Raw genomic sequence first — 26796 nt, forward strand, 5'->3', positions numbered from 1 at the left:
GGGGATATATGGCGATCCACTGCGCCGTGTGCAGCCGTGTTTGCAGCAGCCTTGTTCATCAGCCCCTCCAGTCCTGCAGGAACTCCATCAGCAGGCCGTTCACCACCTCCGGGCGTTCTTCATGCGGCAGGTGGCCACAGCGTTCGATGGCAACCGCACGCAGGTTCTCGGCCATTTCCGCCCAGACCTGTGGCATGTCGAACATGCGCCCCACTGCCTCGAACTCCGCACCCCACAGGGCCAGCGTCGGGCAGGCAATGCGCACGTGCGCGTCTTCCAGGTCCTGCTGTACATCCACGGCGTTGGCGCGGTAGTCCGACATCGCCCCGCGTACGGCACCAGGCGCACTGTAGGCACGCACATAGGTGTCGAAGGCTTCGCCGCTGATCGCGGCCGGGTCGTAAGCCCAGTCGGAGAAGAACCAGCGCAGCCATTTCGCTTCGTTGCCGGCAATCAGCGCTTCGGGCAGGTCCGGCACCAGGTGGAACAGGAAGAACCAGTACGCCTTGGCGATGGAGGCGTTCAGTTCACGCGCCACGATGCGGGTGGGCACGTTGTCCATCACCACCAGGCGGTCCACGCGCTGCGGGTGATCCTTGGCAAGGCGCGTGGCCACGCGGGCGCCACGGTCGTGCCCGACCAGCGCGACCTTGTCGATGCCGAGCATATCGAGCAGGGCCACGATGTCCTGCGCCATGTTGCGCTTGTCGTAGCCGCTGGCCGGCTTCTCGGTTTCACCGTAACCGCGCAGATCGGGCGCAATCACCCGATGGTTGGCCGCCAGCACCGGAATCTGGTGACGCCACGCGTAGTTGGTTTCCGGAAAGCCGTGCAGCAGTACCACCGGGGCGCCATTGCCGGCGTCGATGAAGTTCTGGCGGATGCCATTGGCGCGCACGGTGTGGCTGACGAACGCGGTCATCAGAGTGTCCTTTCAACGTGGGGGGAAAAATGAGGGAGGTGTTCAGCGCACTGCGGCGCGGGTGCCGAGCTGCAGTGCGGTGGCCAGCGCCGCCAGGCCAATCGACAACGCCACCACGCCACGCCAGCCGTCCAGCGACCAGGCCCAGCTGGCGGCCGCAGCACCGGCGGCACCGCCCAGGAACATCGAGCCCATGAACAGCGTGTTGAGGCGCGAACGGGCTTCCGGCCGCAGTGCGTAGACCACGTGCTGCTGCGAAACCAGTACGCCCTGCACTGCCAGGTCCAGCAGCACGCAGCCTACGACCAGGCCGATGATGGACGGCCACAGGCCCAGCAGCAGCCACGACAGCAGGGTGAGCGCGCTGCCGGCGATGATGGCCAGGTGCGGGCCACGGCGGTCGGCAATGCGGCCGGCCAGCGGTGCAGCCAGGATGCCGACGGCACCGACGATGCCGAACAGCCCGGCCACCTGTGCGCCGTAGTGGGCATTCACCTGCGGCAGGCGCAGCGACAAGGTGGTCCAGAACGCGGCGAACGCCGCGAACAGCAACCCTTGGGTGATGGCGGCGCAACGCAGTACCGGCAGCTCACGCCACAGGCCCACCAGCGAACGCATCAGCGCCGGATAGCTTGCACCCTGCGTGGGCTGGCTGACCGGCAGCAGCGTGCGTGCCAGCACCGCCGCACCCAACGCCAGCGGTACACCCAGCCAGAACATGGCGCGCCAGCCTGCGTGGTCGCCCACCGCGCCGGACAGGGTGCGGCTGAGCAGGATGCCGCACAGCACGCCGGACATGACGATGCCGATGGTGGCGCCGCGGCGTTCGGGAGCGGCCAGTGCGGCGGCCAGTGGCACGATCTGCTGGGCCACGGTAGCGGTTACCCCCACCAGCAGCGAGGCCGCCAGCAGCATGGTCCCGCTGGGCGCCAGTGCGGTCAACGCCAGGGCCACGGCCAGCAGGCTGAACTGCACCACGATCAGGCGGCGGCGCTCCACGCGATCGCCCAGCGGCACCAGCGCGAACAGACCCAGCGCGTAGCCCAGCTGGGTGGCGGTGGGCACCAAGCCAGTCAACGTGCCCGGCAGCTCGCGCTGCATCAGGCCCAGCATGGGCTGGTTGTAATAGATGTTGGCCACGGCCAGGCCCGCACACAGGGCCATCACCAGAGTGAGGGCCGGGGTCAGGGCCGGTAGCGCGGCGGGTTGTGTTGGTGACGTTGCAGTGCGCATGGATCGGGCTCGGTTCGCACCCGGAGTGGGCGTGGCGAAACTATGAGCGCGTATCGACTCATGCAGTAGACTGCCAATCAGTTAGGCCAGCCAAACGGAAATCGTTACAATGAACCTGAGCGATGTGCAGGTGTTCGTGGAAGCCGTGCGCGTGGGCAGCCTGGCCGGCGCGGCGCGCAAGCTGGGCCTGACCGCCATGTCGGCCTCGCGCAGCCTGGGGGCACTGGAAGCCGAGCTGGGTGCGCGCCTGCTGCACCGGACCACCCGTTCCCTGTCGCCCACCAGCGATGGCGAGGTGTTCCTGCCCTACGCGCAGGCCCTGCTGGAAGGCCAGGCCAATGCCCTGGCCGACCTGCACCCCGATGGCGGCGGCCTGAGCGGCCAGTTGCGCATCACCGCGTCCACCGCATTCGGGCGCCGGGTGGTAGCGCCGCTGCTGCCGGCCTTCATGACCGAGCACCCGCGCCTGCACGTGGATCTGCACACCACCGACGAACAGGTGGATATCGTCGCGCAGGGGATTGATGTGGCAATCCGAATTGCGCCGCTGCGCGACAACCGGCTGGTGGCGCGGCGCCTGGCCGACAACCCACGCGTGCTGATCGCTTCGTCTGCGTACCTGCAACAGCGCGGACAGCCGCAGCTGCTGTCCGATCTGGCGGCGCACGAGTGCCTGGCGGCCAGCGGCACCCGCCACTGGGCGTTCCTGCGCGACGGCAAGCCGCTGCGGCAGCGGGTGGCGGGCCGGCTGACGGCCAGTTCGGTAGAAGCAGTGTATGAAGCTTGCGCGGGCGGGCTGGGCATCGCCAATCTCTCGCAGTGGTATGTGCGCGATGCGTTGGCGCGTGGCGATGTGCAGGCGATCACGCTGGATGATGCCGCGCCCGAACCGCTGGATATCTGGGCGGTCTACCCCAGCGCCAGCCGGGTGCCGCCGAAAGTGCGCGCGTTCGTGGCGGCGGTGCAGGACGCGCTGGGCTAGGTCCTTGTCGCAGGCGCCATGTTGTGGACGGCGTGTGTAGGTGTCTTGGGCGGAACTGTGTCGCAGATTGCCGTTCGGGCGCAGCGCCACGCGCCACATCGGATGGGGATTACTTAACAGCCTGCGACAATGCCGAAAGCGTCGCTATCAGAGTGCGTTCTTCAACTTTTCTGATTGGCATTCGGCATCACCGCGGTTACAGATGGCGGGCCATCGAAAACGGATGGCCGGGCTTCGAATCCCGCATTAAAGCTGAGTGATTGCGCTTGCCAGTCGGCGCCGCCGTGTGCGGCGTCGGCTGGCAATCTGCCTGCCGGCCATGGCGGGCGGTGCGCGGGGGCGTTCGCGCCCGCCGGCTTGGCTTTATCCGGATTCGAACCGCGTACCGCCCGCCACCTTTGTGTGGCGGTTCTTGCTTGCCCCTTTCGGTGCCACGCCATGGCCACGCCTGATGTTTCGCCGCTGCGCCCTGCCCGCCCAGCGGCCGCCGACCCCACCACCTTTGCCGCCACGCTGCGCCGTATCGGCCGCGGTGCTGCCGCCAACGGCCAACCCTGGCCCGAGCACCACCCTATGCCCACGCGGCGCGTGCAACTGGCCGATGCCGATTGTGCGGAGGCCGGCCTGCGCGTGGTGCAGGGACTGCTGCTGGCCGCCGAGCGGCTGCGGCAGAGCGGCAACGACGAGCAATGCCTGGGCGACCGCGTGATGGAAGAGCTGATGATGGCGTGCGGGGCGCTGAGCGCACAGGTATGTGATCGCCTGCACGGCGATGGCGCAGGCGCACGCGCATAGCCTTGACCCGCGGCTTGTTCACGCCACCTGCCGGGCAGGTTTGGCAAACGCGCGCTGGCCAGCGGTGAATGCCCGCGTTGCGGGCAGGAACTGTTCAGCGGTTAGCCTCTGGCGCCCTGGTCGCGGTCGTTCCCGCGCGCGATGGCGCGAACGGACTGCGTCAGGGCGCCGCTTCCACTGGCGACTGAGCGGCATGTCGTGTGCGAGCCGCTGCGGCTGAACCACCGCAAATCCGTGCCGCGTCTTCGTTACCGCTGCCGTCGGCACGGCGCCACCAGTCACATGCGACACGAGCTGCAAGGTTTCTGATTGACCGCCCTCGTGGCCCGGCAATGGAATGTGGGCACCGCGGAAGGAGCCGTCATCGCACGGCGCTGGAACCGCAGGTATCCCGCCCGGTTTGCAAGGATTGCCATGACCCGCACCTCACCCGTTCGTTCCCGCGCGATGCGCCTGCTGGCGCGTGCCGCCGTTGCCACGCTGCTGCTGGCCGGGCCCGCGCATGCCACCTGGACCGTCAACGACCCGCAGTCGATGGCCAAGGCCATCGAGCAGTACAAGCGCCAGGTCGAGCATTACAAGCAACAGGTCGAACACTACAAACAGCAGCTGATCCAGCTCAATCCACTGCCGCGCACCAATTCGGTGATGACCGACAGCTTTTCCGAGCGCAGCGAGGACTACCAGCTGCAAGAGCGCTGCCCCGGCGCAGCAGGGCGGGGGATTGGCGGATTGACGAGCCGGCTCGGCGACCTGCTGCCCGGCATCGGCGGCGATGCCGCCAGCGAGCAGACGCGCATCTGCGCCCGCATCGTGCGCGCCAGGAACACCCAGTACAACGCCACCGTGCGCATGCTCGATCGGCTGGCCCAGCGCAACCAGCAGTTCGAGGCCATCCAGAGCCAGCGCAGCCAGACCGGCAACAGTCAGGGCAAGCTGGCCGCCAATGACAACGAAGTGCACCGCTTCGCTGCACAGAACGAGATGGACCTGCAGCATTGGCAGGCCCAGATGAAGGCGTACGACGGCTACATCAAAAGCCTGACCGAACAACGGGCGCAGCTGGCGCGCCAAGCGCTGGACGGCAAGCCCCCCAGCCTGCTGGGCCAGTTGGTGCAGGCGGCCGTGCTGGAACGAGCGCTGTCGAACTGAGGGCTCGGCTCTTTCCTCCCACCCCACCCATGGACAGATCGCATGAATGGACTCGTTGACAGCGCCGCGTTCGGCCTACCGCTTCTGGCGGACATCACGCCGGGGAACTTCCTGTTCTTCCGGCTGGTGAGTGACTACTTCGACAGGGAGATCGCCGAATTCGGGCTGGACCTCACCCGCCGCGCCGCGCATTGGGTCACCTTCACCGCGATGACGCTCACCACCTTCTGGGTACTGGTGCAGGGCTACGCGCTCGCCGCCGGGCGGTCGCAACAGTCGGCCATGGCGATCATGGGGCGGGCGGCAAAAGTGGCATTGGTGGTCATGGCCGCCACCGCCGCGGGGGCCAATGGCACGGCACTGCACAAGGCGGTTACGGACAATCTGGACAAGGAGATCCACCAGCTGTTTACCGGCAAGCGCAGCGGCGGTGCGGCCGATGCGATTGACGAGAACCTGATGTACACGCAGCTGGCGCTGTCTGCGCTGGACGCCATCCACGTGGATGAAAGCGATCCGGAGCTGATCGAAAAGAAGGGCCGCGCCATGCAGCTGGCCAGCTTCGGTACCGCCAGCCCGCCCATGGCCGCCGGTGCCATGTTGCTGCTGTTCAAGTTCACCATGGCCTTCCTGATGGGCATCGGGCCGATCTTCATCCTCGCCCTGATCTTCGAGCAGACCAAGGACCTGTTCAAGAAGTGGCTGTTCTACGTGCTGGGCACGCTGTTTTCGATGTCCATCCTGTCGGTGGTGTCGGCCATGGTGCTGAAGTTCACCGCCAAAGTGGCCGCCGCCTATTGGGTGATGGAACTGATCCCGATTGAAACTGGCGAAGGTCTGTCATCGCAGGCGCTGCAACAGGGCGGCATCGGGCTGCTGATGACCGCCCTCATCATCACGGCGCCTACCATCGGCGCGGCCATGTGGCAGGGCAACATGGGCGCGTTCATGGCCTATTCGCCGTTTGCCAGCCCGGCGCCGCCACCGGGCACGTCGGGATCGCCTGGGCCTTCCCCGGCACCGGCACCGGCACCGGCACCGGCACCCGCAGCAGCGCCGGCCATGACTGCGCAGGACGCGCTGCCGATGGGCACCTTCGCCGCATCGCCGTCCCCGTTGCCGGAAGCAACCGGCCTTCGCGGCAATGCCGACCATGACCGCAGCCGCACCCTGTGAAGCGAAGGGAGAACATGCAATGAGGAGAACACTCGGCATCTGCGCGCTGGTGCTGCTGCAGCTGCTCGCCCTGCCGGCAGGGGCGCAGTCGGACAACTACTACGAGCCCATCCCCTACTACAACGACAACCCCTTCCTGTTCTGCACCCTTGGCGTGCCCGGCGACTGCTGGGCACCTGTGGACCCGGCCACCGGCACCTTCACGATCACCAATATCTATTGCTTCAATCCGATCTCGGCCCTGCAGTTCGCACGGGTCTGCCCCAGGGCGTTCCCGAAGGGGCCCCAGGGCGCAGGCGTCGCCACCGAGTGACCGCAGGCCCGTGCGGTGCTAGTGTGCGCAGCAGATCGCCCCTGCCCCGCGCGGACCGCCGCATGAAAGCACACGCCCTGCTGTTCGCGATCGCCACATTCGCCCTGGGTGCAGCCAATGCCCAGGCCCAGGAGGCGCGATTCATCTCGTTTGAGCCGTCGCCGTTCGAGCGCTCGGTCTTTGTCGCGCCGAACGAAACACGCTTCAGCGGCAGCGCCACCGTATCGGGCACGCTGCAGGTGGCCTGGGAGCCGGAAAGCGAGGGCTTTGGCGGCGTCTACCGGGTGGTGCTGAAACCGGACCCGGCCAGCCAGCGGCGATTGCCCCACGATGCGGGCCGCGGCCCGGTCAGTGAGATCTGGATCCGCAACACCGACACGATCATCAGCGCGCTGCTGTCACCGGCCCAGCGGAAGGCCGGCTTGAAGCAGCAGCACTACTTCAGCGGCCCGGTACGGCTGGTGTTGAATTCCTACCGCACCGGCGTGGACTGCGACATGCGCGGCTACAACGCGCTGTTCGTTGCCGTGGCCGACGAACGCCCGGCCCTGGCCTTGGCACCGCGCCCGGACGAAGTGCCCAGCTGCTAGGTCGGGTGGCCGTACCCGCAACGTCGTTGCAGCCGTCAGCTCCAGTGCGCGACGGCCAGCTTGGTGATGGTGGCCGCGACAATGGCCCAGCCGAAGCTGAGCATGGTGCCGATGATCACGTACTCGGTGTGCGACCGCGCCTGACGATCGGCGAAGCGCAGCACCGATTTGGCAGCAAGCATCAACCCGACGCCCTCGGGCTGGCCCAGCAGCAGGAACAGGAAGATCAATCCCCGTTCCAGTCGCCCGATGTAACGGCCTGCGGTCTGCATGCCCTTGTGGTCGTCGTCCTCTGCGGCTGCGGTCGTAGCCGCTGACTCGGCGCGCCCCGACTTGAGGCCTGTCGTGAAAGGCGCAAGCAGCTTCTCCACCAGCACACCGCCAACGTTGACCACCAGGATCAGGCCGCTCACGATCGACAGGCCCTGGTACAACAGCAGTTGAACCCGAGTGGGGATCATTCCGTACCAGCCTTCACGGGCAACGTAGGGGAACAGAAGCACGATCAATACGATGAAGGCGACATGCACGCATTGGTCAATTACGAATGCGTATACACCGTTCTTGAGCCAATGGACCTTGACCCAGTCCATCACCGCATGACTGACACCGATGAGCAGATAGACCCAGGGGTTGGTTGTACCGGTCAGTGCGGCTGTGACCAGCAGCACCACTGCCACGTGCACCAGCAGGCCCTGCAGTTCCTGCTTGCGCTCGATCATCTTCGTCGTCTGCAGCACGAAATCGGCAATCAGATGGGCGGTCAGCAGTACCAGTAGCGTTTCAAGCATGTCCTTTTCACCTGTATGGTCTTGCCGTGGATCGCGGTCCGGCAATCCAGATAGCCATCAAAAGCAACGAAATTCGGTTGCTTGATCAATAGCAACGCTATTTCGTTGCTTCTTTGCCACTCCCGGCACGCTGATGCGGCAGCAACAGTGCGCGTTCAACCGACGTAATCAACTCCAACAACGCAAACACGCCAGCATCCCGGTAGACCCGATTCACCGCCTGCCGGTGCCGGTTCAACGCGATTGCCGCTTCCAACTGCGAGGGCGCGTCGGGGGCCAGAAACATCTTTGCCACCTCCGCCTGGCTGCGGGTCCAGCGCGAGACAATGAAGTCACACGAGGACACCACGGCTGTCAGCCAGTCCAGATGCCGCAGTTGCGCGGGCAGTGCCACATCCATGTCTTGTGCGCGCCCCATGGATTCCAGCAGCCGACCAGAAAGGACGAATGCCTCGCCCAGCGAGCGCGACACCGCTCGCTTGTTCAAAGCCTCCACCGCGCCCAAGCCGATCGCGATCCGCGTGCGCGCCCTCGACTCCGAGGCAGCCAGATGGGCCTTGATCCAGGTTGCGAGTCGTAGGAAACAGAATGGCTCGGTAACCGCCAGCTGCCAGGCATCGCCCCGGTAAAACTCTGGACCGACGACGTACGGCAAAGGCCACTGCACGGCTTCGGCCACGGCCGCGGAAATCACCTCACGGACTCCATCGATGGTGGCCGCATCCATCTCCGTGGACTTGACCAGATCGCCAGACAGGACAGCAATCAGATCGGAAGACGTGTCGGGCATTGTCACACCTTGGGCTGCACAGGCTGCTGATCACAGGACATCTGCCGCGACACGGCAGCGCTGGTCGCACCCGGGCCGTGTTCGCTCAACTCCATTCTACCGTCGTAGCGGTTGATCACCGCCCGCAGTGTTGGCTTACCGGCGTTCGGCGGAAAATCCAGCCGATACACCATTCCCTCCACCGTCAGCGTGCCGGCGCGCGCGCTCGGTTCATTGGCCCAGACCACCGATGCCTGGCCCGAGTCCAGGATCAACACCATCGGCGCTTCGGACGCGGCGCTTCCGCTACTGCATGACAACTGGACCACACGCGGCGGCGCAAGGTCGAGCGCCGACAGCTTGCAGCCGCTGAGTGCGGAAGTGGCCACCACCGCGAACAGCAGTGGCGGCCGGAGTAGAACCTGGATGATCGTCATGTCCTGATCGTAACCCGCGAATCCACCCAACGGCCTGGCGAGGCAGCCGGGACCTTCAGGGATCCGACCCCATTCCCCAATGCCCCTCAGTTCGCCAGCGCGAAATCCAGCCCGGCGCACACTGCCGCCACCTGGGCGTCGTTGCATTCGTGCGGGTTGGTGCGCGGGCTGTCCGGGTAGACCTCGGTGGTGGTGGCATACAACGCATCGGTAAAGCCGGCGCAGGCGCCGATCGAGCGCGATTCGCCCCAGACCACACCCGGCGACTGCAGCGGCAGACCGACCAGGTTGCCGTCGGCGTCGGCCGGGGCGATATGGGTGATCGGCGCCACGGCGGCAATCAGCGCCTTCTGGAATTCCGGCTGCGGGTCTTCACTGTTGCCGATCACGTAGAAGCCATCGGGAATGGTGTCGCGCTCGAACGACTTGCCGTCGCGGGCGCAGCGTGCCGGGTCGAACTCGTGCAGGTCGCTGTCGGTGGTTTCGTGCAGGTCCAGGTGCACCCGGATGTCCGGCTTGCGCTCGGCCAGCCAGCGCATCAGCGCCGCCGCTTCCTCGATCTGGCCGCCGTCACGGAAACTGCGGTTCGGGTCGATGGCGTCCGGGTTCCAGCGCTGGATGCGCTCGTATCCCCACGGGCTGACGCAGGGCGCCACGATCAGGTTGTAGCGGCCCAGATAGCGCTCGGCCTGCTCCTGCAGGAACTGCAGGGCGCCATGCACGCCGCTGGTCTCGTAACCGTGCACGCCGCCGGTCACAAGCGCGGTGGGCAGCGCCGGGTTCCAGTCATGGTTGACCACCGCAAACAGCGGGTAATGGTCGGGCGCGTAGTCCAGCTGGCCGTACTGCACCACGTCGAAACGCTCGTCCAGGCGTTCCAGCTCGGCCACCACGTCGTCGTGGTAACTGCGCTGCTTCTGCTGGCGGGCCCGCCACTGTGCGCGTTCAGCATCGCCCCAGGGCTGGCCGGGGGTGCCGATGGGGTAGAACTGCGCCAGGGTCATGCGGAACTCCAGTGGGTTCAGGTGCGGTAGTGCAGCCGGCCATTGTACGCCCGCCGGCGGGCGCGGGCGGCATACCGCCGCCCCTTTCATACGGCCTGGGTCATCTGGCTGTAAAATCAGCGGTTTTGGCCCCCAACCCCTTGATGGCGAACGCAGTGCAGCCGGTCCTGGGCGGACCGGACTTCCTCCGCCTGCTCGCCCGTCTCAGTGACGGCGCGATGCCGGCCACCAGTCCTGCCCTGACCGATCGCCTCGGCCAGTGGGTGGACTGGAGCCGTGCCGTGGCTCTGTCCGGGGCGCTGGATGGCCGCCTGCCCGACCCCGCCGAGCCGGCCGAAGCGCTGGAGGACCTGCTGGCCGACTGCACCCAGGCCGAAACCAGCCTGCTGGCGTCGCTGAACGAGGATGCCGAGGCCGAGCGCCTGCTGGACCTGGCCGAGGCGGCCGCCACCGCCAATTTCGCCTCGCTGCGGCAGCGCTATCTGGTGCTGCAACGGGCGATGCAGACCGCCACCGGCCGCCTGCGCGGCCGCCTGCGTGACCAACTGGTACATACCTCGCCCGAACTGGCGCGGCTGGCCGAGGTCGACGCGGTGATGGAGCAGACCCTGAGCCCGCGCGAACACGCCCTGCTGGCCACCGCTCCGGCCGTGCTGGGCGCGCGCTTCGAGCGCGTGCATGGCCAGCCCGGCTGGCGCGCTCCCTTCAGGAATGACATGCGCAGCCTGCTGCTGGCCGAACTTGAACTGCGCTTCCACCCGATTCATGGGCTGCTTGCAGCCCTGCGCCCCCACTGACCGGAACACCATGTCCAGAACCGTCTTCCCCGTCGTTGTCTTCCTTGTAGGCCTGCTGGCCGTGTGCTGGATCGGCATTGGCTATGTGGCCGTGCATCCGCTGGGCGCGCTGGTGGCAGCGGTAATCGCGGCCTGCTATGTGGCCGGTGGCGTGGAGCTGTACCGCTACCGCCAGGCCAGCAACGGCCTGCGCGCCGCACTAGCCGATGTGTCGCTGGCCAAGGACAGCCTGCAGCCGTGGCTGGAGCGCGTGCCGGCCGGCATGCGCAACGCCGTGCGCCTGCGCGTGGAAGGCGAGCGCACCGCCCTGCCCGCGCCGGTGCTGACCCCGTACCTGGTGGGGCTGCTGGTGCTGCTGGGCATGCTGGGCACCCTGCTGGGCATGATGGACACCCTGCGCGGCACTGGCCTGGCGCTGCAGAGCGCCACCGACATGGCCGCCATCCGCGGTTCGCTGGCGTCGCCGGTGCAGGGCCTGGCCGTGGCGTTTGGTACATCCATTGCCGGTGTGGCCAGCTCGGCCATGCTGGGCCTGCTGGCCGCCCTGCTGCGCCGCGACCGCCTGCAGGCCGTGCAGCAGCTGGACCGCGCCATTGCCGGCGACCTGCACCCGCACTCGCAGGCCTGGCAGCGCGCTGAATCGCTGCGCCTGCTACAGGCACAGTCCACGGCCCTGCCCGCACTGGTGGACCGCCTGCAGGACATGACCCGTGCCTTCGAGCAGCACAGCAGTGCCGCCAACGAGCGCCTGCTGGCCGGCCAGGGCGAGTTCCTCACCCAGAGCCAGGCGCTGCAGGAGAGGCTGGCGGTTTCGCTGCAGCAATCGCTGCGCGAAGGTGCCGAAGCCAGCGCCAGCGCCATTGGCGGCGCCCTGCAGCCCTTGGCCGAAACCACGCTGGCTGGTCTGGCCAGCCACGGCCAGGCACTGCATGTGCGCGTCGAACAGGCCGTGCAGCAGCAGTTGGCCGGGCTTGCCGACGGTTTCGAGCGCAGCCGCGTGGCCACCGAGGCCAGCTGGGCGCGCGTGCTGGATGAGCAGACCCAGGCCCAGCAGGCGCTGGTGACCGAACTGCGGCAGCACCTGCAGGCCTTCAGCGATGGCCAGGCCCGCCAGAGTGAAACGCTGCTGGCCAGCCTGGGTGAGCGCCTGCAGGGCGATGCCCAGCGCCATGCCGACACCTGGCGCATGGCCGCCGAGCAGCAGCACGCGCTGAACCGCGAGCTGGCCGAGCGCCAGCAGCACGCGCTGCAAAGCGCCAACGACACCCTGCACACCCAAGCGCAGGCCCTGCTGCAGACGCTGGATGCCCGCCATGCCGACAGCCAGGCGCTGCTGCAGGCGCACGAGCAGCAGCGTACGCAGGACTGGCACAGCGCACAGGCCGCCGCGGCCGCCGCGCATGCCGAACTGCAGGCCAGCCTGGACACCCGCGAACAGCAGCGCCAGGCGCGCTGGGATGCGGTAAGCGCTGATCTGCAGCAGGCCCACGCCGCCCTGCGGGCGCAGTTGCAGGCCAGCGATGAGCAGCGCCTGCAGCGCTGGACCGACGCACTGCAGGCAGCCTCTGCCGACCTGACCGCGCAGCAGCAGACCGTGTGCCAAGCCCTGGCCGACACCGCTCAGCAGATTGGCGACAACGGCCGCGCGCAGGCCAGCGCCACCCTGGCCGAAGTGTCCACCCTGCTGCAGACCGCCGCGCAGGCGCCGAAGGCGGCCGCCGAAGTCATCAATGAACTGCGCAACACGTTGTCGGAAAGCCTGGTGCGCGACAACGCCGTGCTGGAAGAGCGCGGCCACCTGCTGGCCACCGTGCAGACCCTGCTGGAGGCCATCAACCATGCCTCGCACGAACAGCGCAGTGCGGTGGACGCACTGGTGGGCGGTTCGGCCGAGCTGCTGGAACGCGTGGGCAGCCGCTTCACCGATCACATCGCCGCCGAGACCGGCAAGCTGGATGGCATTGCCGCGCAGTTGAGCGGCAGCGCCGGCGACGTGGGCCAGCTAGCCGGCAGCTTCGGCGCGGCGGTGGAACAGTTCGGCAGCGCGGCGGTCGAGCTTTCCGGCCGCCTGGAACAGATTGGCGGCGCGCTGGATGCCTCGCTGGCACGCAGTGACGAACAGCTGGCCTATTACGTGGCCCAGGCCCGTGAAGTGGTCGACCTGAGCCTGCTGTCGCAGAAGCAGGTGATGGACGAACTGCAGCAGCTGGCCGCGCGCCGTGGCAAGGCCGGCAGCGCATGAGCGACGAACTGGAGGTCGATGGCGGTTCGCACGCCCCGATCTGGGCCGCCTTTGGCGATCTGATGTCGGTCCTGCTGGGCGCCTTCGTGCTGATCCTGGTGGGCGTGGTGGCGGTGCAGCTGGAGTTGTCGCAGCGCCTGGATGCCGAAGTGAAGCAGCGCCAGGCCGAGGCGAAGCGCCTGCAGACGCTGGAACAGGCACTGGCCGGGCCGTTGGCTGCCGGCCGGGTGACCCTGGTCGATGGCCGCATCGGGATCAGCGGCAACGTGCTGTTCGCGCTGAACTCGGACCAGCTGCAGCCGGAAGGCCAGGAACTGCTGCGGAGCCTGGCCGCCCCACTGTCGGCCTACCTGGGCTCGCGCGATGAAATCCTGATGGTGAGCGGCTTCACCGACGATGCGCCGATCCGCGATGGCAACCGCCGCTTCGCCGACAACTGGGAGCTGTCCGCGCAGCGTTCGCTGACGGTGACCCGTACCCTGATTGCCGACGGCGTTCCAGCCGATGCCGTGTTCGCCGCCGCGTTCGGCAGCGAGCAGCCGGTCAGTTCCAACGCAGACGAAGCCGGCCGCGCGCGCAATCGCCGCGTGGAGATCGCGCCGATTGCCAAGCCGAAGGCCGCCGATGGCAAATAAGCCGGTTGCCAGCGCTGCGCGTGAGGGGTTGCGTGCGTTGGTGCGCGATCTGGATGCCGGCTCGCGCGCGCGCGAACACTACCCGCAGGTGCCGATGCTGGAAACAGTGCGCCGCGAGTGGTCGGCCCTGCGCAGCGAACTGCAGGTGAAGCGATCGCTGCGCGTCGAAGCCCCGGCGGACGGCGGCCCGCTGAATTCGGCGGTGCTGGTGCAGCGCATGCTGGACACCATGCAGGGCGCCAGCCCCGGCTACCTGCGGCATTTCATTGACTACGTGGACACGCTGTCGTGGCTGCAGGCCCTGCAGGACGGTGTAGCCAGCGGCAGCGATGCGGCAAAGCCAAAGCGCACGCGCAAACCCCGAACCGCAGGCTGACGGTAGCTGCCCCATCGCTGGGTAGGTGCCAACCTTGGTTGGCACGCGCAGCGCCCCATCGCCGGGTAGGTGCCAACCTTGGTTGGCACGCGAGGCACACGTGTGCCCACCAAGGTGGGCACCTACCGGAAATCGGCCGCCCCAGAATGTGCCCACCAAGGTGGGCACCTACCGGAAATCGGCCGCCCCAGAGCGTGCCCACCAAGGTGGGCACCTACCAAGCGTTCACCCGCGCAGGGTAGCGCCGCCGTCCACGTACAGATCACTCATGGCCACGTGGCCGGCCTGCTCGGACAGCAGGAACATCACCGAATGAGCGATGTCGTCCGGGGTGGCGAGCTTGCGCAGCGGAATACCTGCCTTGTAGGTATCCAGGTTGCCCGCGATCACCCGTTCGGCGCCCTGCGCGTCTTCCCACATGCCGATCTGCATGGGGGTGAGCGTGGAACCCGGGGCGACGATGTTGCAGCGGATGCCCAGCGGGGCCAGCTCCAGGCCCAGGCAACGGGTGAACATGGTCGCCGCCGCCTTCGAGGCGGCATACGCAGCCATGCCATGGCGCGGCACACCGGCCGCGTTCGAACTGACCGTCACCAGCGCCCCCTGCCGACGCGGTGACATCACCCGCGCCACCGCGCGGCTGACATGGAACACGCCTTCGGCATTGACCGCGAACACGCGGCGCCAGTCGGCATCGGTGGTCTGCACCACCTCGCCCACGTGCAGCACGCCAGCCAGATTCGCCACCAGCGCAATCGGCCCGATGCGCGCTTCCACCTGGTCCACCAGCGCATCGACTGCACCGCTGTCGGTCACGTCCAGTGCGAAGGCGTGTACCTCACGTGCCTGCGCCACGGGCGCGGCAAGATCGGTGGCCACCACCGTGCACCCGGCCGCCGCCAGCAGTTCAACCAGCGCCGCGCCGATACCCCCACCGGCGCCGGTCACCAGCGCCACGCGGCCTGCAAACCCGGTCAACTGCATGTTGCGATCTCCTGTTGTTCATCCCAGTGCTGCAGGCGTGCCGACAGCCACGGCGCCAGCTGTGCCACCGCATCACGGCCAGTCAGTTCGGCGTGCAGGAACGGCAGTTCCAGCGCCTGTACGTCCAGCGCGTGCGCCTGCCAAAGCGCCGACTGCAGTTGCGGGCGGGCCACGTGGTCGCGCCCTGCCCGCACATGCACCAGCGTGCCCACGTACGGGCGATGGTGGTGGGCCCGAATCAGTCGGTTGGTGCCGGTCACCGCGCGTACCACGCCTTCCAGCACCACATCCGGCAGACTGCCCAGCGCGCTGCCGCCCTGGCGCAGGAAGGCCAGGATGGCCTCGCGGCTGTCCAGTTCCGGGTGCGCGTCGGGATCGTGCCCGGCAATGGCCAGCAACGCCCGCAGCGCGGCAATCGGGTCGGGCTCAGGTTCGGCCCGCCAGCATTCAGCGGGATACGCATCCAGCAGCACCAGTTCGCCCACCTCACGCCCGATGTCGTGCAAGCGCACGGCCATGGCCTGGGCCAGGATGCCACCCACCGACCAACCCAGCAGATGCACAGGGCCGCGCGGCTGCAGGGCCACCACGCGCTGCACGTAGTCGTTGGCCATGGCATCGATGCTGCCCGGCAGCGGCTGCGCGGGATCCAGCGCAGGCGACTGCAGGCCATACACGGGGCGCGCCGGCTGCAGGGCGCGCGCCAGCGTGCGGTAATTCCAGGCGATGCCACCGGCCGGGTGCAGCACGAACAGCGGTGCAGCAGTGGCTTCGCCCTCCGGCGCTGCCAGTGCGATCACCGGCCCCAGCGCGTGGTCGGCGTTGGCCGGCGGTTCGGCCAGTCGCGTGGCCAGCGCGGCCACCGTGGGCTGGGCGAACAGCGCACCCAGGCCCAGCTCGCAGCGCCAGCGTTGTTCGATGGCCAGCAACAGATGCACCGCCGACAACGAGTCGCCGCCCAGGCTGAAGAAGTCGGCGTCCACCGGTACCGGTGCATCGCGCCCCAGCGTCTGCGCGAACAGCTGCGCCAGTTCCTGTTCCAGCGGCGTGCGCGGCGCCAGGCCAGCAACTACCACCTGCGCAGGCGCGGGCAACGCTGCCCGGTCCAGCTTGCCATTGGCGGTGACCGGCCACTGCGCCACCCCCACGAACAGCGACGGCACCATGTAGTCGGGCACGCGCGCGGCCAGATGGCTGCGCAGCGCCGCCGCATCGTCCAGGCCAGCAGGCACATAGGCCACCAGCCGCGGCTCGGCCGGCGCATCGTGGCGCAGCAGCACTTCCACGCGCTGCATGCCGGGCAGTTCGCGCAGCGCCGCCTCGATCTCGCCCAGTTCGATGCGCAGCCCGCGCAGCTTCACCTGGTGGTCGCTGCGGCCGAGGTACTCGACCGCGCCATCCGCGCGCCAGCGCGCCACGTCGCCAGTGCGGTAGATGCGCTCGCCGGGCAGGAACGGATCGGCCAGGAAGCGTTCGGCGGTCAGCTCGTCGCGGCCCAGATAGCCGCGTGCCAACTGCACGCCGCCCAGGTACAGATCGCCCGGCACCCCCACCGGCTGCGGCCGCAGCGCGGCATCGAGCACGTACAGGCGGGTATTCCAGACCGGGAAGCCGATCGGCACCGGGTGCGACGCATCGTCCGCCGATGCCGGCCAGTAGCTCACATCCACGGCGGCTTCGGTCGGCCCGTACAGATTGTGCAACTGTGCCTGCACGCGCGCATGGAAGCGGTCGCGCAGCGAGGCATCGAGGGCTTCGCCACTGGTGAACACGCGGCGCAGCTGCAGGCCCTGCGTATCCGGCGCGGCCAGGAACGCATCGAGCATGGACGGCACGAAATGCGCGGTGGTGATGCCATGCGCACGGACCAGTCGCGCCAGCGCGGCAGGATCGCGATGCGCCTGCGGCGGGGCCAGCACCAGGGTCGCCCCGCACAGCAGCGGGAGGAAGAATTCCCAGACCGACACGTCGAAGGTGGCCGGTGTCTTCTGCAGTACACGGTCGTCGGCACTGAAGCCGTAGTGTTCGCGCATCCACAGCAGGCGGTTGACGATGGCGCGGTGCTCGATGACCACGCCCTTGGGCTCGCCGGTGGAGCCGGAGGTGTAGATCACATAGGCCGCATCGTGCGCGTCGGGCCCCGGCCATGGCGCGGCGAAGCTGACATCGGTCCACTGCGTGGGTGCCAGTACCGGCACACCCGCCAGGCGCGGCGCGGTGTCCGCCTCGCTCAACACGCACAGCGGCCTGGCCGAGCGCAGGATGCGCGCCAGGCGCTCATCAGGATGGTCCAGATCCAGCGGCAGGTAGGCGGCGCCTGCGCGCAGCACGGCTACCAGCGCGATCACCAGTTCCAGCGAACGCGGCAAGGCCACCGCCACCCGCGTGCCCGGGCCGGCGCCCAGCGCGCGCAACTGCGCGGCCAACGCGAAGCTGCGTGCTTCCAGGGTGGCGTGGTCCAGCGTCTGCGCGCCCAGCACCAGCGCGGGCGCCTGTGGGTCGCGATCCATGCCCTGACGCAGCAGCTCGGCCAGTGTGGTGTGTGGCAGCGGGTGGTCGGTGGCGTTGAAGCCATGCACCAGCTGCTGTGTTTCTTCGGGCGTGGCCAGTGGCACATCGCCGATGTCGTCGGCCTGCAGGGCCGCCGACACGAAATGCAGCAGGCGCTGCGCATGCGCCTGTAGATCCTGCGCGCCGTACAGCGCAGGATTGGCTTCGATCTCAAGATCCAGCATCTGCTGGCCATCGCCACGGTAGCCCAGGGTCAGATCATCCACCGGGCCGGTGCACAGCACCTCCAGGGTGGCCTGCACACCGGGCACCGCCAGCGGGCGGTAGAACGGCTGCACGTTCACCAGCGGCCCATGCAGGCGCTGCTGCGCCCCCACCAGACCCAGGTCGCGGCGCAGCTGTTCACCCCGATAACGGCCATGCTTGCGGCCCTGGCTGAGCTGGCGGCCCAGTGCGCGACAGTGCGATTCCACGCTGCCTTCGGCGGCGGCAACGCGCAGCGGCAGCACGTTCATCACCATCGCCGGCACGCGTGCCGAGGCGTTGCCCAGACGGCCCATGTAGGGAATGCCCAGCACCATTTCGTCGGCCGCGCCCATGCGCCGCAGATACTCGGCGGTGAGCGCGGTCAGCACATCCGGCCATGGCTGCAGCCACGCCGCAGCGGTCTGCAGCAGGCGCTCACGGAAGCTGCTGTCCAGTGGCTGCACCCAGCGCAGCGCATCGTCGCTGGCCGCTGCGGTGCCCGCCAGGCCCGTGCCCGCCGGCGCCCCCTGCAGCTGGGCATGCCACCACTGCCGGGCCAGGTCACGCCGTGCATCGGCACGATATGCGGCATCGTCGGCCAACACGGCATCCAACGGCGGCAGCGCCTCACCGGGTCGGCCGGCATGCAGCGCGCACACGCGATCGCTGAACAAGGCCATGCCATAGCCATCGGTGGCCAGATGGTGCACGCGCAGGTACCAGACCCAGCGCTGCGGGCCCAGCTGGAACAGCACCTGCCGTGCCAGGCGGTCGCGGGTGGGATCCACCGCCGTCAGTCGGTCCGCCTGCATCGCCGCGCGCGCGGCCGCGTCCGGATCGGCCGCAGCGGAAACATCGTGAAGCTGCAGCGTCGGCACATGTGCCGGATCGTGCCATTGCAGGGGCTCGCCCTGCGCGTGCTGGCCGAAGCGGAGTGCGAAGGCCTGCGCCTCGGCCGCCGCCTGGTTGGCCGCGGCCGCGAAAGCGGGCACGTCCAGCGCACCGTCCATCCACACCGCATGGGCGGTATTGAAGGCCGGGCTGTGCGGTGCCAGCCGCTGCGCGTACCACAGCCCGGTCTGGGCTTCGGTCAGGGCAACGGCCGTGGCCAGCGCCGCGGCGCTCATGCCGCCTGCGCAGCCTGCAGCCGCTGCACCACCGTCCACCACTGGCGCAGCGTGCTGTGTTCGGCCAGCTGCGAGAATTCCAGCGGCAAACCCGTGTTGCCCCAGGCCAGCACCAGGCCGAGCATGCGCATCGAATCCAGGTCCAGATCCATCAGGTTGTCATCGTCACCGATCTCGGCCGGCGTGCAGTCCAGCACCCGCGCCAGGTCGGCGCGCATGCGTTCCAGGGTCAGCGGTTCAGTGCCTGCACTCATCACAGCAGCTCCAGCAATCGGTCGGTAGTCATCGGAACCCCGCAGGTGCGGGCGATCCAGTACAGCGCCTGGTCGTGGTCGGCACGCGAGAAGTCGGCCACGGCATCGGCGGCGATGAACGCTTCGATATCGCGCTGGAAGGCCTCGGCCACGGTCGCCGTACAGCCGATATGGGCGTAGACGCCGGTGACCAGCAACTGGTCGCGGCCGCGCACGCGCATCAGCGTTTCCAGGTTGCTGCGCTGGAACGCGCTGTAGCGGTGCTTGACCAGCACGTGCTCGCCTTCCTGCGGCGCCAACGCGTCGATGATCGCTTCATGCGATTGCCCGCGCTGCATGCCCGGGCCCCACAGATCGGCCTGCAGACCACGGTCGCGCCGGTCCTGGTTGCCGTGCTGGGCGGTGTAGAACACCGGAATGCCGTGCGCGCGGCAATGCGCCAGCAGCCGCGCGATATTGGCCACGGCCGGCTGCAGCGGTGCCTGTTCGCCATCGAAGGCGGCCAGGAAGTAGCGCTGCATGTCGTGCACCAACAGCGCAACGCGGTCGCGCTGGGGCTGCCAGGGGCCACGCGCAGGCGGCAGTTCGCTGGCCGTCGGCAGCGCGTAGGGGGTAATGCGGGGCAGCGCCATCAGCGCGTTCCTCCTGTCTGTTGCAGATGACGCGCGCGCAGCTGCGCACGCAATTCGCGGCGGCTGATCTTGCCGACCGCCGTGGTATCGAAACTGTCCACGAACAGCACCTGGTCGGGCACCTTGAACGCGGCCAGGCCACGGGTGCGCATCCAGGCCTTCAGCGCCGGCGCCTTGATCGGCTCGCCCTGGGCAATGACGAAGGCACAGCTGCGTTCGCCCAGGTACGCATCGGGAATGGAGACCACGGCCGCGTCGAACACCGCCGGGTGCGCCAGCAGATGGTCTTCGATCTCTTCAGCGGAAATCTTTTCACCGGCGCGGTTGATGTGGTCGCCCGCCCTGCCCTGCACCACCAGATAGCCGCCGGGCAGCTGCTGCACGCGATCACCGGTGCGATAGAAACCCTCGCCGGTGAAGGCGCGTGCATTGGCCACCGGATCGTTGTGGTAGCCATTGATGGTGTACGGGCCGCGGGTGATCAGGTGGCCGACTTCGCCTTCGGCCACCGGCTGGTCGTGGTCATCGACCACGCGCACTTCGTCGTCGGGACTGATCGGCCGGCCCTGGCAGGCCACGATCAGCTCCAGCGGATCGTCCAGCCGGGTGTAGTTCACCAGCCCTTCGGCCATGCCGAACACCTGCTGCAGCGTGCAGCCCAACCCGTCCACCACGCGCCGCGCGGCTTCGGGCACCAGCTTGGCACCGCCCACCTGCAGCACCTGCAGGCTGGAAATGTCTTCGCTGCGGCTGGCCGCGGCCTGCGCCCACAGCAATGCCAGCGGTGGCACCAGGCCGCAGCAGGTCACATTTTCGCGGGCAATCAATGGGAATGCGGCGTCGGGCCCGGGGCCCGGGCTCATCACCACGCGCGCACCGGCGTACAGCGCACCGAAGAAGCCGGGCGAGCTCATCGGGAAATTGTGCGCGGCCGGCAGGGCCACCAGGTACACGCTGTCGCGGTCGATGCCGCAGATCGCGTTGCTGGCGCGGAACGAATAGATGTAATCGTCGTGCGTGCGCGGAATCAGTTTGGACAGGCCGGTGCTGCCGCCGGAGATCTGCAGGAAGGCCACCGACTGCGGGTCAGGGTCTGCCGGCAGCGTGCCGCGGTCGCCTTGCAGCGCATCCAGCGCGGTGAACTCGGCTGCCTCACCATCGATCACCACCTGCTGCACGGCTGGCACCGCCGCCTGCAGGGCCCGCGCCAGTTCGCGATGATCGAAGCCCTCGTGCAGCGCCGTGGTGACGTAGGCACTGACCTGGGCCTTGGTCGCGAAATGCACCAGCTCGGTGATGCGGTGCGCCGGCAGCGCGTACACCGGAACCAGCCCGGCGCGGAACAGGCCACAGGCCACGCTGATGAAGCTGGCGGTGTTGCCCAGCTGCAGCAGCACCCGGTCACCCGGTTGCAGCCCGAGCGCAAGCAGACCGGCGCCGATGCGCCCGGCTTCATGCCACAGTTGCGCGTAGGTCACGCGGGTATCCCCGGCAACCACGGCAACATCGTCGGCATAGCGTTCGGCGCGCTCGCGCAGGAAGCCAGGGAAGGTTTCGCCGCGCCAGTAGCCGGCCTGGCGATAGCGCTGCGCGCGCTCGGCCGGCCAGACCTGCTGCAGCGGAACACGGTGGGCAACGGCATGCGTGGTCATGACAGGGTTTCCTGCAGCGGCGCCGGGTCGTGGACCCCCAGCGCATTCAACAAAGCGGTGAACTTGGCCGCCGTTTCGGCCACTTCGGCCTGCGGCGAGGATTCGGCGACGATGCCGGCGCCGGCGTACAGCCGCAGCTGGCGGCCCTGCAGGCGCGCACAGCGGATGGCCACGTACCAGTCACCATCGCCCTGGGCGTCGAGCCAGCCTACGGCACCGGCATAGAAGCCACGCGGCACCGGTTCCAGTGCACGGATACGCTGCAGCGCGGACTGCTGCGGCGTGCCACACACCGCCGGGGTGGGATGCAGCGCGGCCAGCAGCAGGGCCGCCGGCGTGGACGGATCATCCAGCGTGGCGTGGATGCGCGTGCCCAGGTGCCACATGCTGGCGGTGGCATGCAGCACCGGGCGCGGCTGCGCGTCCACCTGCCGGCACCACGGCGACAGCGCGGCGACGATGGCCTCGACCACGTGGCGGTGTTCGTCGTGATCCTTGCGCGAGGCCAGCAGCGCCTGCGCAGCGGCCTGGTCCTGGACGGGATCGGCACTGCGTCGGGCCGAACCGGCCAGCGGATGCGACAACACCTGGGCACCGCGCTTGCGCAGCAGCAGCTCCGGCGTTGCGCCCACCAGCCAGGCCGGCGGCTGCGCCGGATCGACCGGCAGCGGCACCGCGTAGGTCGCCACCGAGGGGTCGGCGCCCAGGCGTGCCAGCAGCGCGTCCGGCGCCAGCGGTTGCTGCGTCTGCGCCAGCAGGCTGCGCGCCAGCACCACCTTGTGCAACGGGTCGTCGCTGTCACGCAGGGCCAACACCGCCTGCGCCACCGCATCGGCGTAGGCCTGTGCGGACGGCTCGGCCTGCAACGCACCCTGCAGTACCGGCGCAGCCTGCGGCCGCAGCGGCAGCGCCGGCAACAGGCGCTCGGGTTGGTACAACGCATCGTCGGCGCGCGGCTCGAACGGCACCGCGCCCACCAGCAGCCCCGGACCACCGCGCTGCTGGCTGAAGAAATCCGCTACGCGGTCGGCCAGCGTGGTCAGTGCACCGGCAGGGAGCCGCGCACGGCAGCCGCGCGCATGCACCTGCTGGCCCGCCTGCTGCAGCACGAACAGGTCGGCCTGATCGGCGTTGATTGCCGTGTCGACCAGCGCTGCATCGGGGTTGCGATCACCCAACACGATCGAATCGTTCATGCGGCCTCCGCGCGACGGTGGGCCAGTGCCAGTGCGCACAGCAGCAACAGCAGCACGCCCACCATCAGGTACGGCAGGCTGGCATTGGCGCGGTACAACAGCGTGCCCAGCATCGGCCCCACTACCATGCCCACGCCTTGCGCGGCGGCCACGGTACCGGCGGCGGCACCCTGCTCATGCGGTTCCACTGCATCGGCAGCCAGCGCCTGGAAGGACGGGAATACGAAGCCCATGCCGAACGCCGCGAATGCGTAGGCCGCCGGCAACTGCCAGGGTTGCTGCACGGCCGCCACCGAGGCGAAGCCCAGGCCGCCGATCAACGCGCCCATCGCGATCCAGCGCCGCGGATGCACGTCCAGCTTCATCACCAGCATCTGCGCCAGGATCAGGCCCACGCCCACCGCGGTGAGTGCGATGCCGGCCATGCGCGCGCCGGCGGCGGCGTCCAGCGCCAACCGATCAATCGCAAAGAAACCGACCGTAACCTGGGCGATGGTGACCGAAATCATGGCCAGGAACGCGGTCAGCTGCGGCAGCCGCACGCGTGCATCCATGCGCGCCAGCGGCGTGCGCTTCTGTGCCGCGTTGGCCGCCACCGGTGGCGTGGCCGGCAGGCGCCAGGCCAGCAGCGCCAACGCCAGCAACGGCAACAGCGCGGCGGCATACAGCGCCAGCGGCAGATTGCGGTAGGCCAACCAACCGGCCGCGGCCGGGCCCAGCACCATACCCAGCGCATTGGCGCTGCCCAGTCGCGCCAGCAGCTGCGTGCGCTGGCCCGGCGGTGACTGGTCGGCGATCAGCGCCGCGGCAGTCGGCGGAACGGCGGCATAGAACAGGCCGATCAGACCGCGCGTGCCGACCAGCACTGCCACCGATACCAGCACCGCCGGCACCGACTGCAGCGCATGGTCGATGAATACCGCCAGGCCGATGTAGACCACCGTGTAGGCGCTCATGGCCAGCAGCAGCACGCGCTTGCGGCCAATGCGGTCGCTCAGCAGGCCCCACGGGCGGGCGGCGAGCATCCACAGCACACCGGCGGCGGTGACCGACAGACCGGCATGCCATTCGGCCAGGCCCAGCAAGCGCACCACCGGGCCGATGACCGCGACGAAAGACATCATCGCCATGGTGCCGATCAGGGCAGCCAACACCAATGCCGGCAGACCGGCGACGACGGGACGTGCATTCATGGAACACCAGCCGTTTCAGGAAAGGAACGCGGGCGCCTTGCGGGCCCGTCTGGCGCGACACCGTCAGGCGTGCATCCAGCCCTCAAATGATAACGGCTCGTATTTGCATTTGATACCCATTCACTTGAACGGGACGGCAACGTGCGCTTGCGCAGACTCAGCCGACGCTACGCGCCGACAACAGACCCCGGCGGCGGAACCACCATTCCAGCGGCAGCGTGACCAGCGGCGGAATCGCCGCCAGCAGCGCCAGCCCGGTGGCCCACCACGGCCAGCGCAGGCGCAGCGCCGCCACCAGGCTGACCGCTACGTAGACCAGGAAGGCCCCGCCATGCAGCGGACCAAACACCTTCACCAGCGCCACGTTGTCGGCCGGCCCGTACTTCAGCCACATGCCCAGCAGCAGCCCGGCCCAAGTAAGCGCCTCGATGAAGGCAACGATGGCGAACGCGCGCCCGAACGGGTGCAAGGGGGAACGTGGGGTCACGAAAGGCTCCGGGCCGGGGAATCAAACGCGAATGATACGCAGATGCGAACGCCAGCAGGAACCCGCCCCGCCCATCGTCACAGCCCGACCGACGCGATTTCTTCAAGCACCGCCTGCACCGGCCGCCCGTTGTCGACCAGGTTGAACATCACATGCGCCACGCCCTGCGCATGCACGCGCTGCAGATACGCCTGCAGACCGTGGCGGCCGACTTTCATGCCCAACGGCAATGGCACGGCCGGCGCGTGCGGATCGGCCTGCAGATCCAGCTGCATGGACTGCACGAACGGCTTGGCGGTGCCGGCCTGCGCCAGCGCCTGCTGCCACAGCCCGATGCGGCCTTCCTGTGCGCCTTCTTCGCGGTGATAGGTGGCCCAGCCCTCGGCGTCGCGTGCGATCCACTGCAGGCTCTGCCGCGCCGTTCCCACCACCAGCATGGGAATACGCTGCTGCGGCGGCGGCAGTACCGCAAAGCCGCCGGTGGCATCGGCCAGCTCGGCCTGCGCGTGCGCGTCGGGCGACAGCGCCGCGCGCAACACCGACCAGCGCTGGCGGAACGCCGCACCGCGATGGTCCAGGTCTTCGCCGAACGCGGCGAACTCTTCCGGGCGGTCACCCGAACCCAGACCAAGGATGAAGCGCCCTTCGCTGATCCGGTCCAGGCTGCGCGCCGCCTTGGCCACATGCAGTGGATGCCGCAGCGGCAGCACGATGGCCGCGCTGCCCAGCGCGATGCGTTCGGTGGCGCCAGCCAGCGCCGCCAGCCACAGGAACGGATCGTCCAGGGCACTGGCCGTGGCATCGGGCCCCTGCGGCACCATCAGCGGCACATCGCGCGCCCACAACGCGGCAAAGCCCAGATCGTCGGCCAGCCGTGCATGCGCACGTGCGCTGCGCAGATCGGCCAGACCGTGCGCGGCCAGCGGGGTCATCAGGCCCAGACTGAGGCCCTGCGATGGAAACACCCGCGCATGGGCGGCATTGAAATCGCTCATGCTGGCAGCTTAGCGTGTCAGGCTGACCACCACGCCACTACAGGAAGAACACTGCATGCACAGGATCCGCCCCGCCCTGGCCCAGGACACCCCGGCGATCAGCGCCGTGTGCATGGCCGCGTTCGAACAGGCGGTGGCGCCCACCCTGAGCGCACAGGGCCTGGCCACGTTTGCCGCGGTGGCCGCGCCTGCCGCCTTCGGCGATCGCCTGCAGGGCGACAACCACATCCTGGTGGCCGAACAGGACGCGCGCATCGTGGGCGTGGTGGAACTGAAGGAGGGCCGGCACCTGGCGATGCTGTTCGTGGCCCCGGCCTGCCAGGGCCAGGGCATCGGCCATGCGCTGCTGCAGGCGGTGCTGCCGCACCTGCGCGCGCCGCAGATGAGCGTCAGCGCGTCACTGAATGCCGTGCCCACCTACCAGCGCTATGGCTTCGTGCTGGACGGCGAAGTGGCCGAGTCGCACGGACTGGTCTACCAGCCGCTGACCCTGGACGCCCCGCCCCGGCACTGACTGCGCCGATCAGACGAACATGCCGCCGGACGCTTCCACGCGCTGGCCATTCACCCAGCCGGTGGCCGGCGATAGCAGCGCCACCACCACCGGGCCGATGTCATCGGGCAGGCCGGCGCGGCCGAGCGCGGTGATCGACGACACCATGGCATTGGTCTGCGCATCGTCGCGCACGCGGCCGCCACCGAAGTCGGTCTCGATGGCACCCGGCGCCAGCGTGTTGGCGCTGATGCCACGCGGGCCCAGTTCGCGTGCCAGATAGCGGGTGAACACTTCAATGCCGCCCTTCATCATGGCGTAGGCGGAACTGCCGGGCAGCGAGAAGCGCGCCAGCCCGCTGGACACGTTGAGGATGCGACCGCCATCAGCGATCAGCGGCAGCAGCGCCTGGGTCAGGAAGTACGGGCCCTTCAGGTGTACGGCCACGGCGTTGTCGAACTGCGCCTCGGTGGTGTCGGCAATCGCCGCGTACAGGCCTTCGCCGGCATTGTTCAACAGGCCCTGCAGCGCCGTGGCACCCCAGCCCTGCAGCACGTTCTGCAGTTGCTGGGCGAAGGCGGCGAAGCCGGCGCTGTCGGCCATGTCCAGCGGCAACGCGGCGGCACGACGGCCCAGCGCCTGGATCTGCTGCACGACCTGTTCGGCCGCGTCGGCCTGCGCGCGGTAAGTAATGACGATATCGGCGCCATCGGCGGCCAGCGCCAAGGCGGCGTTGCGGCCCAGGCCGCGGCTGCCGCCGGTGACAAGGACAACACGGGAAGACGACGTCATGACGGTGCACCTGGTTGCGG

The 26796-nt window shown here is 68.6% G+C and carries 27 protein-coding genes; 11 read left to right on the forward strand and 16 right to left on the reverse strand.

All coding sequences use genetic code 11. The annotated features are described in order from the left end of the window. Positions 1 to 58: 58 nt before the first annotated feature. A complete protein-coding gene (locus C1922_RS10970) occupies positions 59 to 922 on the reverse strand; it encodes an alpha/beta hydrolase (RefSeq protein ID WP_108749779.1) in 864 nt (287 codons plus the stop codon). A 42-nt stretch (positions 923 to 964) separates the two neighbouring features. Beyond that, entirely contained in the window at positions 965 to 2155 is a 1191-nt protein-coding gene (locus C1922_RS10975) for an MFS transporter (protein WP_234413292.1), read from the reverse strand. 109 nt (positions 2156 to 2264) lie between these two features. Between C1922_RS10975 and C1922_RS10980 the strand changes: the two genes are divergently transcribed. The 6 genes from C1922_RS10980 to C1922_RS11005 all read left to right on the forward strand — a co-directional run bounded on the left by C1922_RS10980 (position 2265) and on the right by C1922_RS11005 (position 7163). Then, a complete protein-coding gene (locus C1922_RS10980) occupies positions 2265 to 3137 on the forward strand; it encodes a LysR family transcriptional regulator (RefSeq protein WP_108749781.1) in 873 nt (290 codons plus the stop codon). Between the two features lie 438 nt (positions 3138 to 3575). Further along, the gene (locus tag C1922_RS20675; protein WP_234413294.1) at positions 3576 to 3932 is read left to right on the forward strand and encodes a hypothetical protein; all 357 of its coding nucleotides are present in this window, start codon (positions 3576 to 3578) and stop codon (positions 3930 to 3932) included. Positions 3933 to 4346: 414 nt separating this feature from the next. Further along, entirely contained in the window at positions 4347 to 5084 is a 738-nt protein-coding gene (locus C1922_RS10990) for a hypothetical protein (protein WP_234413296.1), read from the forward strand. A gap of 42 nt (positions 5085 to 5126) precedes the next feature. Continuing rightward, on the forward strand, positions 5127 to 6260 hold the full coding sequence (locus C1922_RS10995; protein WP_108749782.1) for a type IV secretion system protein: 1134 nt from the start codon (positions 5127 to 5129) through the stop codon (positions 6258 to 6260). A 19-nt stretch (positions 6261 to 6279) separates the two neighbouring features. After that, entirely contained in the window at positions 6280 to 6573 is a 294-nt protein-coding gene (locus C1922_RS11000) for a hypothetical protein (RefSeq protein ID WP_159091954.1), read from the forward strand. 62 nt (positions 6574 to 6635) lie between these two features. Then, positions 6636 to 7163, forward strand: a complete 528-nt coding sequence (locus C1922_RS11005) for a hypothetical protein (protein WP_108749784.1) — start codon at positions 6636 to 6638, stop codon at positions 7161 to 7163. A gap of 35 nt (positions 7164 to 7198) precedes the next feature. Here C1922_RS11005 and C1922_RS11010 read toward each other — a convergent pair whose 3' ends face one another. The 4 genes from C1922_RS11010 to C1922_RS11025 all read right to left on the reverse strand — a co-directional run bounded on the left by C1922_RS11010 (position 7199) and on the right by C1922_RS11025 (position 10164). Beyond that, positions 7199 to 7954, reverse strand: a complete 756-nt coding sequence (locus C1922_RS11010) for a DUF3307 domain-containing protein (protein WP_108749785.1) — start codon at positions 7952 to 7954, stop codon at positions 7199 to 7201. Positions 7955 to 8051: 97 nt separating this feature from the next. Continuing rightward, positions 8052 to 8744, reverse strand: a complete 693-nt coding sequence (locus tag C1922_RS11015) for a hypothetical protein (RefSeq protein ID WP_108749786.1) — start codon at positions 8742 to 8744, stop codon at positions 8052 to 8054. 2 nt (positions 8745 to 8746) lie between these two features. Further along, positions 8747 to 9160, reverse strand: coding sequence for a hypothetical protein (locus C1922_RS11020; RefSeq protein WP_159091956.1), 414 nt, complete (start codon positions 9158 to 9160; stop codon positions 8747 to 8749). Positions 9161 to 9246: 86 nt separating this feature from the next. Continuing rightward, positions 9247 to 10164, reverse strand: a complete 918-nt coding sequence (locus tag C1922_RS11025; protein ID WP_108749788.1) for a M14 family metallocarboxypeptidase — start codon at positions 10162 to 10164, stop codon at positions 9247 to 9249. Positions 10165 to 10307: 143 nt separating this feature from the next. Here C1922_RS11025 and C1922_RS11030 point away from each other — a divergent pair, with 143 nt between their 5' ends. The 4 genes from C1922_RS11030 to C1922_RS11045 are packed head-to-tail and all read left to right on the forward strand — an operon-like array spanning position 10308 to position 14214. Then, the gene (locus tag C1922_RS11030) at positions 10308 to 10961 is read left to right on the forward strand and encodes a DUF3348 family protein (protein ID WP_108749789.1); all 654 of its coding nucleotides are present in this window, start codon (positions 10308 to 10310) and stop codon (positions 10959 to 10961) included. A gap of 10 nt (positions 10962 to 10971) precedes the next feature. After that, on the forward strand, positions 10972 to 13203 hold the full coding sequence (locus C1922_RS11035; protein ID WP_108751571.1) for a DUF802 domain-containing protein: 2232 nt from the start codon (positions 10972 to 10974) through the stop codon (positions 13201 to 13203). Next, positions 13200 to 13838: an OmpA family protein gene (locus tag C1922_RS11040; protein WP_108749790.1), complete on the forward strand. Its 639-nt coding sequence runs from the start codon at positions 13200 to 13202 to the stop codon at positions 13836 to 13838. The genes C1922_RS11035 and C1922_RS11040 overlap by 4 nt, the downstream gene beginning before the upstream one ends. Further along, a complete protein-coding gene (locus C1922_RS11045; protein WP_108749791.1) occupies positions 13828 to 14214 on the forward strand; it encodes a DUF2894 domain-containing protein in 387 nt (128 codons plus the stop codon). The genes C1922_RS11040 and C1922_RS11045 overlap by 11 nt, the downstream gene beginning before the upstream one ends. Before the next feature lie 225 nt (positions 14215 to 14439). Here C1922_RS11045 and C1922_RS11050 read toward each other — a convergent pair whose 3' ends face one another. From C1922_RS11050 to C1922_RS11090, 9 genes are all read right to left on the reverse strand, one after another. Further along, positions 14440 to 15198 (reverse strand): 2,3-dihydro-2,3-dihydroxybenzoate dehydrogenase, encoded by a 759-nt coding sequence (locus C1922_RS11050; protein WP_108749792.1) that lies wholly within the window; start codon positions 15196 to 15198, stop codon positions 14440 to 14442. Further along, complete coding sequence (locus tag C1922_RS11055; RefSeq protein ID WP_108749793.1) at positions 15189 to 19082, reverse strand: non-ribosomal peptide synthetase; 3894 nt, start codon at positions 19080 to 19082, stop codon at positions 15189 to 15191. The genes C1922_RS11050 and C1922_RS11055 overlap by 10 nt, the downstream gene beginning before the upstream one ends. After that, complete coding sequence (locus C1922_RS11060; protein WP_108749794.1) at positions 19079 to 19336, reverse strand: phosphopantetheine-binding protein; 258 nt, start codon at positions 19334 to 19336, stop codon at positions 19079 to 19081. Before C1922_RS11060 ends, C1922_RS11055 begins: the two co-directional genes overlap by 4 nt. Continuing rightward, positions 19336 to 19968 carry an isochorismatase family protein gene (locus C1922_RS11065; protein WP_108749795.1) on the reverse strand — a complete coding sequence of 211 codons (633 nt, stop codon included), beginning with the start codon at positions 19966 to 19968 and terminating at the stop codon, positions 19336 to 19338. Before C1922_RS11065 ends, C1922_RS11060 begins: the two co-directional genes overlap by 1 nt. Then, a complete protein-coding gene (locus tag C1922_RS11070; protein ID WP_108749796.1) occupies positions 19968 to 21620 on the reverse strand; it encodes an AMP-binding protein in 1653 nt (550 codons plus the stop codon). Before C1922_RS11070 ends, C1922_RS11065 begins: the two co-directional genes overlap by 1 nt. Beyond that, positions 21617 to 22816: an isochorismate synthase gene (locus C1922_RS11075; RefSeq protein WP_108749797.1), complete on the reverse strand. Its 1200-nt coding sequence runs from the start codon at positions 22814 to 22816 to the stop codon at positions 21617 to 21619. Before C1922_RS11075 ends, C1922_RS11070 begins: the two co-directional genes overlap by 4 nt. Beyond that, on the reverse strand, positions 22813 to 24009 hold the full coding sequence (locus tag C1922_RS11080) for an MFS transporter (RefSeq protein WP_108749798.1): 1197 nt from the start codon (positions 24007 to 24009) through the stop codon (positions 22813 to 22815). The genes C1922_RS11075 and C1922_RS11080 overlap by 4 nt, the downstream gene beginning before the upstream one ends. A 157-nt stretch (positions 24010 to 24166) precedes the next feature. Further along, on the reverse strand, positions 24167 to 24496 hold the full coding sequence (locus tag C1922_RS11085; RefSeq protein ID WP_199912176.1) for a DUF3817 domain-containing protein: 330 nt from the start codon (positions 24494 to 24496) through the stop codon (positions 24167 to 24169). A 77-nt stretch (positions 24497 to 24573) separates the two neighbouring features. Next, entirely contained in the window at positions 24574 to 25491 is a 918-nt protein-coding gene (locus tag C1922_RS11090) for a TIGR03571 family LLM class oxidoreductase (protein WP_108749800.1), read from the reverse strand. 55 nt (positions 25492 to 25546) lie between these two features. Here C1922_RS11090 and C1922_RS11095 point away from each other — a divergent pair, with 55 nt between their 5' ends. After that, positions 25547 to 26005: a GNAT family N-acetyltransferase gene (locus C1922_RS11095; RefSeq protein ID WP_108749801.1), complete on the forward strand. Its 459-nt coding sequence runs from the start codon at positions 25547 to 25549 to the stop codon at positions 26003 to 26005. A 9-nt stretch (positions 26006 to 26014) separates the two neighbouring features. On the opposite strand, the gene C1922_RS11100 is transcribed toward C1922_RS11095, so the two are convergent. Further along, the gene (locus C1922_RS11100; RefSeq protein WP_108749802.1) at positions 26015 to 26776 is read right to left on the reverse strand and encodes an SDR family oxidoreductase; all 762 of its coding nucleotides are present in this window, start codon (positions 26774 to 26776) and stop codon (positions 26015 to 26017) included. Positions 26777 to 26796 lie beyond the last annotated feature (20 nt).

It is taken from the genome of Stenotrophomonas sp. ZAC14D2_NAIMI4_7, assembly GCF_003086675.1.
GTDB lineage: Bacteria > Pseudomonadota > Gammaproteobacteria > Xanthomonadales > Xanthomonadaceae > Stenotrophomonas.